General features: G+C 62.7%; 7 protein-coding genes. 1 reads left to right on the top strand and 6 read right to left on the bottom strand.

Annotated features, from left to right (window positions below; translation table 11 throughout):
- The 4 genes from ACXJLH_RS27185 to rpsL form a co-directional block, all read right to left on the bottom strand.
- A partial coding sequence (locus ACXJLH_RS27185) for a GTP-binding protein (RefSeq protein WP_017454492.1) occupies positions 1-122 on the bottom strand: 122 nt, incomplete at its 3' end.
- A 183-nt stretch (positions 123-305) separates the two neighbouring features.
- Positions 306-2,408, bottom strand: coding sequence for an elongation factor G (fusA, locus tag ACXJLH_RS27180; protein WP_056194779.1), 2,103 nt, complete (start codon positions 2,406-2,408; stop codon positions 306-308).
- A 69-nt stretch (positions 2,409-2,477) separates the two neighbouring features.
- Complete coding sequence (gene rpsG / locus ACXJLH_RS27175) at positions 2,478-2,948, bottom strand: 30S ribosomal protein S7 (protein ID WP_056194782.1); 471 nt, start codon at positions 2,946-2,948, stop codon at positions 2,478-2,480.
- A gap of 155 nt (positions 2,949-3,103) precedes the next feature.
- Positions 3,104-3,478, bottom strand: a complete 375-nt coding sequence (gene rpsL, locus ACXJLH_RS27170) for a 30S ribosomal protein S12 (protein ID WP_056194784.1) — start codon at positions 3,476-3,478, stop codon at positions 3,104-3,106.
- Between the two features lie 160 nt (positions 3,479-3,638).
- Between rpsL and ACXJLH_RS27165 the strand changes: the two genes are divergently transcribed.
- On the top strand, positions 3,639-4,118 hold the full coding sequence (locus ACXJLH_RS27165; RefSeq protein WP_056194786.1) for a putative toxin-antitoxin system toxin component, PIN family: 480 nt from the start codon (positions 3,639-3,641) through the stop codon (positions 4,116-4,118).
- Positions 4,119-4,187: 69 nt separating this feature from the next.
- Here ACXJLH_RS27165 and rpoC read toward each other — a convergent pair whose 3' ends face one another.
- Entirely contained in the window at positions 4,188-8,405 is a 4,218-nt protein-coding gene (gene rpoC / locus ACXJLH_RS27160) for a DNA-directed RNA polymerase subunit beta' (protein WP_056194789.1), read from the bottom strand.
- A gap of 11 nt (positions 8,406-8,416) precedes the next feature.
- Positions 8,417-12,538: a DNA-directed RNA polymerase subunit beta gene (rpoB, locus tag ACXJLH_RS27155; protein ID WP_457447470.1), complete on the bottom strand. Its 4,122-nt coding sequence runs from the start codon at positions 12,536-12,538 to the stop codon at positions 8,417-8,419.
- Positions 12,539-12,624: the final 86 nt, after the last annotated feature.

Here is a 12,624-nt window from a genome sequence, read left to right as displayed (position 1 = left end):
CCGAACTTCTTGGACAGCACGGTCGCGATTGCCGCGGTCAGCGTGGTCTTGCCGTGGTCAACGTGGCCAATCGTGCCCACGTTCACGTGCGGCTTGGTCCGTTCAAACTTGCCTTTTGCCATTTTCTTGACTCCAGAGAAAGAGCATTGCCAGTCGGTTGGTTTTGCGTTTCCTCGTGAACCGGAAATCCCTGGTGACTGGCAACCCAGGGCGATCCACGAGAAGACGGCGGCGCAAGCCTCAGGCTCGCGCCGGCTTCTGAATCAGTGGGGTCGGAGCTGCTACGCAGGTCCAACCCCAGACCATTACTTTCCGCGAGCGGTAATGATGGCGTCGGCCACGTTCTTCGGAGCTTCGCTGTAGTGCTTGAACTCCATCGTGTACGTGGCACGGCCTTGCGACATCGAGCGCAGGGTCGTCGAGTAGCCGAACATTTCCGACAGCGGGACTTCGGCCTTGATGGCCTTGCCGCCACCGACCATGTCGTCCATGCCCTGCACCATGCCGCGGCGGCTGGACAGATCGCCCATCACGTTGCCGGCATAGTCTTCAGGCGTCTCGACTTCCACGGCCATCATCGGCTCCAGGATCACCGGCGAAGCCCTGCGGCAGCCTTCCTTGAAGCCCAGGGACGCAGCCATCTTGAACGCGTTTTCGTTCGAGTCGACATCATGGTACGAACCGAAGGTCAGCGTGACCTTGACGTCCACAACCGGGAAGCCAGCCAGCACGCCGTTCGGCAGGGAGTCGATAACACCCTTTTCGACCGCGGGGATGTATTCGCGCGGCACCACGCCGCCCTTGATGGCGTCGACGAACTCGAAGCCCTTGCCAGCCTCCTGCGGCTCGACGGTCAGCACGACGTGGCCGTACTGGCCCTTGCCCCCGGATTGGCGCACGAACTTGCCTTCGACGTCCGAAGCCGTCTTGCGGATGGTTTCGCGGTAGGCCACTTGCGGCTTGCCGACGTTGGCTTCCACGCCGAACTCGCGCTTCATGCGGTCGACGATGATTTCCAGGTGGAGCTCGCCCATGCCGGAGATGATGGTCTGGCCCGACTCTTCATCGGTGCGCAGACGGAAGGACGGGTCTTCCTTGGCCAGGCGGCCCAGGGCGATACCCATCTTTTCCTGGTCGGCCTTGGTCTTGGGCTCGACGGCCTGCGAGATCACGGGCTCAGGGAAGACCATCTTTTCCAGCGTGATGATGCTGTCCGGGTCGCACAGGGTTTCGCCCGTGGTGACGTCCTTCAAGCCCACGCAGGCGGCGATGTCGCCGGCCAGAATTTCCGAGATTTCTTCACGCTGGTTGGCGTGCATCTGCAGGATCCGGCCGATGCGTTCCTTCTTGCCGCGGATCGGGTTGTAGACCGAGTCGCCCGACTTCAGCACGCCCGAGTAGACGCGCACGAAGGTCAGCTGGCCGACGTAGGGGTCGGTCATCAGCTTGAAGGCCAGCGCAGCGAACTTCTCTTCGTCGATACGTTGGCGCACGACCGGCTTGTCGTCATCGTCGGTGCCAGGCACCGGCGGGATGTCAGCCGGCGAGGGCATGAAATCGATGATGCCGTCGAGCATGCGCTGCACGCCCTTGTTCTTGAAGGCGGTGCCGCAGAACATCGGCTGGATTTCAGCGGCGATCGTGCGCTTGCGGATGGCCGAGACGATTTCCTCTTCGTCCAGATCACCCGACTCCAGGTACTTGTTCATCAGCTCTTCGCTGGACTCAGCGGCGGCTTCGATGAGGTTTTCGCGCCACTTGACGGCCTCGGCCTGCAGGTCAGCCGGGATGTCTTCGTAGTTGAACTTCATGCCTTGCGAGGCTTCGTCCCAGATGATCGCCTTCATCTTGATGAGGTCGATCACGCCGGTGAACTTGTCTTCGGCGCCGATGGGGATGACGACGGGCACCGGATTAGCCTTGAGACGCAGCTTCATCTGGTCGTAGACCTTGAAGAAGTTCGCGCCGGTGCGGTCCATCTTGTTGACGAACGCGAGGCGGGGCACCTTGTACTTGTTGGCCTGGCGCCAGACGGTTTCCGACTGGGGCTGCACGCCACCGACGGCGCAATAGACCATGCAGGCACCGTCCAGCACGCGCATCGAGCGCTCGACTTCAATCGTGAAGTCGACGTGCCCGGGGGTGTCGATGATGTTGATGCGGTGCTCGGGCCGAGCCAGGTCCATGCCCTTCCAGAAGCAGGTCGTGGCAGCAGAGGTGATCGTGATGCCACGCTCTTGCTCTTGCTCCATCCAGTCCATCGTGGCGGCGCCGTCATGCACCTCACCGATCTTGTGGTTCACGCCGGTGTAGTAAAGGATGCGCTCGGTCGTGGTGGTCTTGCCGGCATCGATGTGCGCAGAGATACCGATGTTGCGGTAGCGCTCGATGGGGGTTTTGCGGGCCATGGTTTGCTCCAGAAGACAGGAGCCGCCAGCGGGTTGGTAGAAACCCGAGGCGGCTGAAAGACAGTGAGTTTAGAAGCGGAAGTGCGAGAAAGCCTTGTTGGCTTCAGCCATGCGGTGAACTTCGTCGCGCTTCTTCATCGCGCCGCCACGGCCTTCAGCGGCCTCCAGCAGTTCATTGGCCAGGCGCTGGGCCATCGACTTCTCACCGCGCTTGCGGGCGGACTCCTTCAACCAACGCATGGCCAGAGCCATCCGGCGGACGGGGCGAACTTCCACGGGAACTTGGTAGTTCGCACCGCCGACACGGCGGGACTTCACTTCGACCATGGGCTTCACGTTGTTCAGGGCGACCATGAACACTTCCAGCGGATCCTTGCCGATCTTCTTCTCGACCTGCTCCAGGGCACCGTAAATGATGCGCTCAGCGACGGCCTTCTTGCCCGATTCCATGATGACGTTCATGAACTTGGACAGATCGACGGAGCCGAACTTGGGGTCCGGCAGGATTTCGCGCTTGGGTACTTCGCGACGACGTGGCATGGGATTCTTCCTTCTGCTTCAGTTGGAGGCGGCGTTTGCCGGACTCCGTTGGACAACCACCGACATCTGGGGTTATCCACTTACTCGGCTGACTGACATTTCAGCAGCCGCAACAACGTTGGTTCAGTCAATGCTGACTGAGCCGAACAAACGATTTACTTCTTCGGACGCTTCGCGCCGTACTTGGAACGCGATTGCTTGCGATCCTTGACGCCTTGCAGGTCGAGCGAACCACGGACGATGTGGTAACGAACGCCGGGCAAGTCTTTCACACGGCCGCCGCGCACGAGCACAACGCTGTGTTCTTGCAGGTTGTGGCCTTCACCGCCGATGTACGAGATGACCTCGAAACCGTTGGTCAGACGCACCTTGGCGACCTTACGCAGAGCCGAGTTCGGCTTCTTGGGCGTGGTGGTATAGACGCGGGTGCAGACACCGCGGCGCTGCGGGCAATTCTGCATCGCAGGCGACTTGGATTTGGTGACCTCGGCCTCTCGACCGTGGCGCACCAGTTGATTGATGGTTGGCATAAACGACTTGTTCCCGTTTGAAGTCTGTGAGCCTTCGCTGATTTTTAGGCACGCAGCAATGCGCCGCCCAAAAGGCAAAGAGCCGAGGATTGTAGACCGGCGGGGAATTCGGCACAAGGGTCTGCCCGGATGCATGCGCCATGCCCTGTAAGCTGACGACATGGCCGCCTCCACCCCGCCCGCCGCCTTACCCAGCTTCCCGTCTTCCGCTGCAGACAAGCCGGCCATCGTCATCGACACCCAGGTCGTGATGGACTGGCTGGTGTTCCGCGACTCACGCATTCAGGCTTTGATCACCGCGGTCACCTCGGGCACGTTGCGCTGGCTGGTAGCGCCACCCATGCGCGATGAGATCCGACATGTGCTGGGTCGCGGCGTCGCGGCGAGCTATGCGCCAGATCTGGTCTTCATCGAGGCACAGTTCGACGCCCACGCGCAGCCGGTCGAGACCATCGAGCCCCAGCCCCTGGCCTCGCGCTTGGTCTGCCGCGACCCCGACGACCAGAAATTCATTGATCTGGCACTCTCGAGCCGGGCGCGCTGGCTGATCTCACGCGACAAGGCCGTGCTGGCGCTGGCCAAGCGCGCCCGGCCGCGCGGGCTGCTCATCGTGACGCCGGAACGCTGGTCGCTCGAATGAGCCCACCAAATAAAAAGCCGCCCGCGGCTTGAACCGGGGGCGGCTTCGGAGGGCAGAACCCTCGGGGGCTTATTCAGCCGAGCTGTCGCCAGCGTCCACGCCAGCCATCTGTGCAGCAGCCAGCTCCTCGGCCTCCTGCAGCGCGATGGCACGGCGCTCGGCGTCGTCCATGGCTTCCTTGACGCGGCGCGCCTCGTGGAAGGCCATGCCGGTGCCCGCGGGGATCAAACGCCCGACGATGACGTTTTCCTTCAGGCCACGCAGCTCGTCGCGCTTGCCCATGATGGCAGCCTCGGTGAGCACGCGGGTCGTTTCCTGGAAGGAAGCGGCCGAGATGAACGAATCGGTCGACAGCGAGGCCTTGGTGATGCCCAACAGCACGTCCGCGTGGATGGCAATCATCTTGCCTTCCTTGCGCAGACGATCGTTGGTATCCAGCAGCTCCGAACGCTCGACCTGCTCGTTGAGGATGTAGGTCGAATCGCCCGGGTTGGTGATCATCACGCGACGCAGCATCTGGCGAACGATCACCTCGATGTGCTTGTCGTTGATCTTCACGCCCTGCAGACGGTAGACGTCCTGCACTTCGTCGACGATGTAGCGCGCCAGTTCCTCGATGCCCAGCAGGCGCAGGATGTCCTGCGGATCTGCGGCACCGTCGACGATCAGCTCGCCGCGGTTGACCACCTGGCCTTCGTGCACCAGGATGTTCTTTTCCTTGGGCACCAGTTCCTCGTGGGCCTTGCCGTCCGGGTCGGTGATCTGCAGGCGAATTTTGCCCTTGGTCTCCTTACCGAACGACACGGTACCGGTCTGCTCAGCGAGCACACCGACATCCTTCGGGCTTCGCGCTTCGAACAACTCCGCCACACGCGGCAGACCGCCGGTAATGTCACGGGTCTTCTGGCCTTCGACCGGGATACGGGCGAGCACTTCACCGGGCAGCAGCTCCTGGCCGTCGCGGATCTGGATCAGCGAGCCGACCTGGAAGCCGATGGCCACCGAGTGATCGGTACCCGGGATCTTGACCTCGTGGCCACCAGCGTCCAACAGCTTGACCTGGGGGCGGATCACCTTGGCCGCACCGCGGCGCTTCGGGTCGATGACGACCAGGGTCGACAGACCGGTCACCTCGTCCACCTGCTTGGCAACGGTCACGCCTTCCTCGACGTTCTCGAACTTCGCCTTGCCGGCGAATTCCGTGATGATCGGGCGGGTCAGCGGATCCCAGTTCGCGAGCACCACACCGGCCTTGATGGTCTGGCTGGCCTTGATGTTCAGGATCGCGCCGTACGGCACCTTGTGACGCTCACGCTCGCGGCCGTGCGGGTCGGAAATGACGATCTCGCCGGAGCGGGAAATCACCACCAGCTCGCCCTTGCCGTTGGTGACGTAACGCATCGTGGCGTTGAAGCCGATGATGCCGTCCGACTTGGCTTCGACGCTGGAGGCCACCGCTGCACGCGACGCCGCACCGCCGATGTGGAAGGTCCGCATCGTCAGCTGCGTGCCGGGTTCGCCGATGGACTGCGCGGCAATGACGCCGACAGCTTCACCGACGTTCACCAGGCCACCGCGGCCGAGGTCGCGGCCATAGCACTTGGCGCAAAGGCCGAAACGTGTGGCGCAGGTCAGCGGCGTGCGGACCTTGATTTCGTCGACACCAGCGGCTTCCAGCACGTCCAGCGTGTCTTCGTCCAGCATGTGGCTGGCACCCAGCAGCGAAATCTGGGTCTCGGGGTGCACAACATCGATCGCGGTGACGCGGCCGAGGACGCGGTCACGCAGCGATTCGATGACTTCACCACCTTCGACCAAGGCACGCATCGCCATGCCGTTGTCGGTGCCGCAGTCATTCTCGATGACCACCAGATCCTGGGTCACGTCGACCAGGCGACGCGTCAGGTAGCCGGAGTTCGCGGTCTTCAGCGCCGTGTCCGCCAGGCCCTTACGAGCACCGTGGGTGGAGATGAAGTACTGCAACACGTTCAGGCCTTCACGGAAGTTCGCCGTGATGGGGGTCTCGATGATGGAGCCGTCCGGCTTGGCCATCAGGCCGCGCATGCCAGCCAACTGGCGGATCTGGGCCGCGCTACCGCGGGCACCCGAGTCGGCCATCATGTAGATCGAGTTGAAGGACTCCTGGTCGACGGTCTTGCCATGACGGTCCACGGTCTTCTCGACCTTGAGGTGGTCCATCATCTTCTTGCCGATTTCGTCGCCGGCCTTGCCCCAGATGTCCACGACCTTGTTGTAGCGCTCGCCGGCCGTCACGAGACCCGAGACGTACTGCTGCTCGATCTCCTTGACTTCCTTCTCGGCGCGCTCGATCAGCGTGTGCTTCTGAGCGGGCACCAGCATGTCGTCGATGGCGATGGAGATACCGGCGCGCGTGGCGAGCTTGAAGCCGCTTTGCAGCAGCTTGTCGGCCAGCACGACGGTTTCCTTCAGGCCGCACTTGCGGAAGGAGGTGTTGATCAGCTTGCTGATTTCCTTCTTCTTGAGTGCTTTGTTGATGTTCGAGAACGGCAGGCCCTTGGGCAGGATCTCGGACAGCAAAGCACGGCCGACGGTGGTGTCCGTTAGCTTGGTCTCGGCCACGAACTCGCCCGTGTCCTTGTCCTTGGTCCACTCGACCAGACGCACGCTGATCTTGGCGGTGATCTCGACGGCACCGTTTTCCAGCGCACGGATCATCTCGGGAATGTCCGAGAAGATCATGCCCTCGCCCTTGCCGTTGGTGCGTTCGCGAGTCGCGTAGTACAGACCCAGCACCACGTCTTGCGACGGCACGATCGATGGTTCGCCGGAAGCCGGGAACAGCACGTTGTTGGAGGCCAGCATCAGCGTGCGGGCTTCCATCTGCGCTTCGATCGACAGCGGCACGTGGACGGCCATCTGGTCACCGTCGAAGTCGGCGTTGAAGGCCGAGCAGACGAGGGGGTGCAGCTGGATGGCCTTGCCTTCAATCAGCACGGGCTCGAAAGCCTGGATACCGAGGCGGTGCAGCGTCGGGGCACGGTTCAGCAGGACCGGGTGCTCCTTGATGACTTCTTCGAGGATGTCCCAGACCACCGGCGTGCCGGATTCGACTTCCTTCTTGGCAGCCTTGATCGTCGTCGCGATGCCCATGGCTTCGAGGCGCGAGAAGATGAAGGGCTTGAAGAGTTCGAGCGCCATCAGCTTGGGCAGGCCGCACTGGTGCAGCTTGAGCGTCGGGCCGACCACGATGACCGAACGGCCCGAGTAGTCGACGCGCTTGCCCAGCAAGTTCTGGCGGAAGCGACCGCTCTTGCCCTTGATCATGTCGGCCAGCGACTTGAGGGCACGCTTGTTCGCGCCGGTCATCGCCTTGCCGCGGCGGCCGTTGTCCAGCAGCGAGTCGACGGCTTCCTGCAGCATGCGCTTTTCGTTGCGCACGATGATCTCAGGGGCCTTCAGCTCGAGCAGGCGGGCCAGGCGGTTGTTGCGGTTGATGACGCGACGGTAAAGGTCGTTCAGGTCGGAAGTCGCGAAGCGGCCGCCGTCCAGCGGCACCAACGGACGCAGGTCCGGCGGCAGCACGGGCAGCACGTCCAGCACCATCCAGTTCGGCTTGATGCCGGACTTCTTGAAGGCCTCCATGACCTTCAAGCGCTTGGAGTTCTTCTTGACCTTGAGCTCGGAGCCGGTCATGTCGTTGCGCAGGCGATCGATCTCGATGTCGAGATCCATTTCCTGCAGCAGGTTCTTGATGCCCTCGGCGCCCATCAGCGCGATGAACTCGTCGCCGAATTCGATGCGCTTGGCGTCGTAGTCGTCCTCGCTCATGATCGAGAACTTCTTCAGCGGGGTCATACCCGGGTCGACGACCACATACGCTTCGAAGTACAGCACGCGTTCGATGTCGCGCAGCGTCATGTCGAGCACCAGGCCCAGACGCGACGGCAGGCTCTTCAGGAACCAGATGTGCGCGCAGGGCGCGGCCAGGTCGATGTGGCCCATGCGGTCACGACGGACCTTGGTCTGGGTGACTTCAACGCCGCACTTCTCGCAGATGACGCCGCGGTGCTTCAGGCGCTTGTACTTGCCGCACAGGCACTCGTAGTCCTTGATCGGGCCAAAGATCTTGGCGCAGAACAGGCCGTCGCGTTCCGGCTTGAAGGTGCGGTAGTTGATGGTCTCGGGCTTCTTCACCTCGCCGAACGACCAGCTGCGGATCTTCTCCGGAGAAGCCAGGCCGATCTGGATGGCATCGAAATGCTCATCGGGGGTGAATTGCTTGAATAGGTCGAGTAGTCCCTTCATGCATCTGCTCCTTAGTTCTTGACCAGTTCAATGTCGATGCCAAGGGAACGGATTTCCTTGACCAGAACATTGAAGGATTCCGGCATGCCGGCTTCGATGGCGTGTTCGCCCTTGACGATGGACTCGTACACCTTGGTGCGCCCGTTCACGTCATCGGACTTGACCGTCAGCATTTCCTGCAGGATGTAGGAGGCGCCATAGGCTTCCAGCGCCCAGACTTCCATTTCGCCGAAACGCTGGCCGCCGAACTGCGCCTTGCCGCCCAGCGGTTGCTGCGTGACGAGCGAGTACGGGCCAGTCGAACGGGCGTGCATCTTGTCGTCCACCAGGTGGTGCAGCTTCAGCACGTGCATGTAGCCGACGGTGACCGGGCGCTCGAACTGCTCGCCGGTGCGGCCGTCGCACAGCCAGGCCTGGGTGCGCGTAGCGGTCAGGCCCTTCTTGGCGGCAATGTCGTCCGGGTACGCCAGCTTGAGCATGCCGCGGATTTCTTCTTCCTTGGCACCATCGAAGACCGGCGTCGCGAAGGGCACGCCCTTGGCGAGGTTCGCGGCCATCTCCAGCACTTCGTCGTCCGTCAGGTCTTCGATGCGTTCCGTCTTGCCACCGCTCTGGTTGTAGAGCTGGTCGAACAGCTTGCGCAGCTCGGCAACCTTGGTGTGCTGCTGCAGCATGTCGCCGATGCGCTGGCCGATGCCCTTGCCGGCCCAGCCCAGATGCACTTCGAGAACCTGACCCACGTTCATCCGCGAGGGCACGCCCAGCGGATTCAGCACGATGTCGGCAGGCGTGCCGTCGGCCATGTAGGGCATGTCTTCGATCGGGGTGACCTTGGACACCACACCCTTGTTGCCGTGACGGCCGGCCATCTTGTCGCCAGGCTGCAGGCGGCGCTTGACGGCCAGGTAGACCTTGACCATCTTCAGCACGCCAGCGGGCAGCTCGTCGCCCTGCGTCAGCTTCTTGCGCTTTTCTTCAAAAGCCAGGTCGAAGCTGTGGCGAGTCTGGTCGAGCGAGTTCTTGATCGACTCGAGCTGGTTGGCGATGTCTTCCTCGGCGGGACGGATGTCGAACCAATGGAACTTCTCGACCGAGGCCAGGTATTCCTTGTCGATGGCCGTGCCCTTGGCGATCTTCTGCGGGCCGCCGTTGGCGAGCTTGCCGACGAGCAGCTTCTCGATACGGTCGAAGGCGTCGCTCTCGACGATGCGCAGCTGGTCGTTCAGGTCCAAGCGGTAGCGCTTGAGCTCGTCGTCGATGATCTGCTGGGCGCGCTTGTCGCGCTGGATGCCTTCACGGGTGAAGACCTGCACGTCGATGACGGTGCCGTTGGTGCCTTGGTCGACACGCAGCGACGTGTCCTTCACGTCCGAAGCCTTCTCGCCGAAGATGGCGCGAAGCAGCTTCTCTTCCGGCGTCAGCGTCGTCTCGCCCTTGGGCGTGACCTTGCCGACCAGCACGTCGCCAGGGTTCACCTCGGCACCGACGTAGACGATGCCCGACTCGTCCAGACGGCCGAGTTGTTGCTCCGACAGATTCGGGATGTCGCGGGTGATTTCCTCGGCGCCCAGCTTGGTGTCACGCGCGTTGACGACCAGTTCCTCGATATGGATCGAGGTGTAGCGGTCTTCGGCGATGACGCGTTCGGAGATCAGGATCGAGTCTTCGAAGTTGTAGCCGTTCCAGGGCATGAACGCGACCAGCATGTTCTGGCCCAGGGCCAGTTCACCGATGTCGGTGGACGCGCCGTCGGCAATGATGTCCTCGGCCGCCACCTTGTCGCCACGGCGCACGATCGGGCGCTGGTGGATGTTGGTGTTCTGGTTGGAACGCTGGTACTTGATCAGGTTGTAGATGTCGACACCGACCTCACCGGCCACGGTCTCGTCATCGTTCACGCGGATCACGATGCGGTTCGTGTCGACGTAATCGACGACGCCGCCGCGGCGAGCCGCGACCACCGTGCCCGAGTCCTTCGCAGCCACGCGCTCGACCCCCGTACCCACGAAAGCCTTCTCAGGGCGCAGCACCGGCACAGCCTGGCGCTGCATGTTGGCGCCCATCAGCGCGCGGTTCGCGTCATCGTGCTCGAGGAAGGGCACGAGCGAAGCCGCGACCGACACGATCTGCGTCGGCGCCACGTCCATGTACTGGATGCGCTCAGGAGACGTCAGCACCGACTCGCCGTTTTCACGGGCCGAGACCAGCTCGTCCGTCAGCTCGCCGGTCGTGTTCAGCGTCGCATTCGCCTGGGCGATGACGTACTTGCCTTCCTCGATGGCGGACAGGTAGTCGATCTGGTCGGTGACGTGACCGTCAACAACGCGGCGATACGGCGTTTCCAGGAAACCGTACTCGTTGAGCTGAGCGAACAGCGCCAGCGAGTTGATCAGGCCGATGTTCGGGCCTTCCGGCGTTTCGATCGGGCAGACGCGGCCGTAGTGGGTCGGGTGCACGTCGCGGACTTCGAAGCCAGCGCGCTCGCGGGTCAAACCACCCGGGCCAAGAGCGGAAACACGACGCTTGTGCGTGATTTCCGACAGCGGGTTGGTCTGGTCCATGAACTGCGACAGCTGCGACGCACCGAAGAACTCCTTCAGCGCCGCGGAGATCGGCTTGGAGTTGATCAGGTCGTGCGGCATCAGGGCTTCGGTCTCGGCCTGGCCCAGACGTTCCTTGACGGCCTTCTCGATGCGGGCGAGGCCCGAGCGGTACTGGTTTTCGGCCAGTTCGCCCACGCAACGCACGCGACGATTGCCCAGGTGGTCGATGTCGTCCACTTCGCCGCGGCCATTGCGCAGCTCGACGAGGATCTTGACGACGTCAAGGATGTCCTCGTTGGACAGGTTCATGTTGCCTTCGGGCGTGTCACGGCCGACGCGCGCGTTGAACTTCATGCGGCCGACACGGCTCAGGTCGTAGGTGTCGGTGCTGTAGAACAGGCGGTTGAACAGGGCCTCGACGGCGTCTTCCGTCGGCGGCTCGCCGGGGCGCATCATGCGGTAGATGGCGACGCGGGCGGCCAGCTGCGTTTCGGTCTCGTCCGAGGCCAGCGTCTGGCTGATGTAGGCACCTTCGTCCAGCTCGTTCGTGAACAGGCACTGGATTTCCTTGACGCCGGCCTGGCGCAGCTTCTTCAGCAGCGCGTCGGTCAGTTCATCATTGGCCTTGGCAATGATCTCGCCGGTGTCGGCGTCGATCATGTTCTTGGCCAGCACGCGGCCGACCAGGAAGTCCTCGGGCACCGAGATGTGCTGCGTGCCGGACTGCTCCAGCTGGCGCGCATGGCGGGCCGTGATGCGCTTGTCCTTCTCGACGATGACGGCACCCGACTTGTCGACGATGTCGAAGCGGGCGACTTCGCCCTTCAGGCGGTCGGCGACGAATTCGAGCTGCGCGCCAACGTCCATCAGGCGGAAGTTGTCGAACACGAAGAAGTGGGCCAGGATCTGTTCCGGCTTCAGGCCGATGGCCTTCAGCAGGATGGTGACCGGCATCTTGCGGCGGCGGTCAACGCGGAAGTACAGGATGTCCTTCGGGTCGAACTCGAAGTCCAGCCAGGAGCCGCGGTAAGGAATGATGCGAGCGCTGAACAGCAGCTTGCCCGAGCTGTGCGTCTTGCCCTTGTCGTGCTCGAAGAACACGCCAGGTGAGCGGTGCAGCTGCGACACGATGACGCGCTCGGTACCGTTGACGATGAAGGAGCCGTAGTCGGTCATCAGGGGCACTTCGCCCATGTAGACCTCTTGCTCCTTGATTTCCTTGACCGTCTTGGCCTGCGGGCTCTCACGGTCATAGATGATCATCTGCAGCCGCGCACGGACGGCGGCAGCGTAGGTCAACCCCCGCTGCTGGCACTCGCGGGTGTCGAACGGCGGCTTGGCAATGTTGAACTCGAGGAACTTCATCTCGACGAAACCGTTGTGCGAAACAATCGGGAACGCCGAAAGGAAAGCCGCCTGCAGCCCTTCGGGCTTGCGTTTGGCGGGGGCCACGTCCTTCTGCAGGAAGGCCACGTAGCTGTCCTTCTGCATCGTGAGCAGATAGGGAACGTTGAGAACGCTCTCGCGCTTGCCGAAGCTCTTGCGGATCCGCTTGCGCTCGGTATAGCTGTAGGGGGTTGCTTGCGCCATAAACACTCCGTGTCGAGCCCACCCCTGGCCGTGGGGCGAGCCGCGTCGGCGACTGGCTGGCTCACTCACCCAGAACGGGCGGCTGC

It is taken from the genome of Roseateles sp. P5_E4 (assembly GCF_054049255.1).
This window is presented reverse-complemented; position numbering and strand designations above follow the sequence as displayed.

Coding starts and splice junctions, on each gene's coding strand:
- rpoC (WP_056194789.1), bottom strand. CDS start 8,405: ATGAAGGGACTACTCGACCTATTCAAGCAATTCACCCCCGATGAGCAT.
- ACXJLH_RS27165 (WP_056194786.1), top strand. CDS start 3,639: ATGGCCGCCTCCACCCCGCCCGCCGCCTTACCCAGCTTCCCGTCTTCC.
- rpsL (WP_056194784.1), bottom strand. CDS start 3,478: ATGCCAACCATCAATCAACTGGTGCGCCACGGTCGAGAGGCCGAGGTC.
- rpoB (WP_457447470.1), bottom strand. CDS start 12,538: ATGGCGCAAGCAACCCCCTACAGCTATACCGAGCGCAAGCGGATCCGC.
- rpsG (WP_056194782.1), bottom strand. CDS start 2,948: ATGCCACGTCGTCGCGAAGTACCCAAGCGCGAAATCCTGCCGGACCCC.
- fusA (WP_056194779.1), bottom strand. CDS start 2,408: ATGGCCCGCAAAACCCCCATCGAGCGCTACCGCAACATCGGTATCTCT.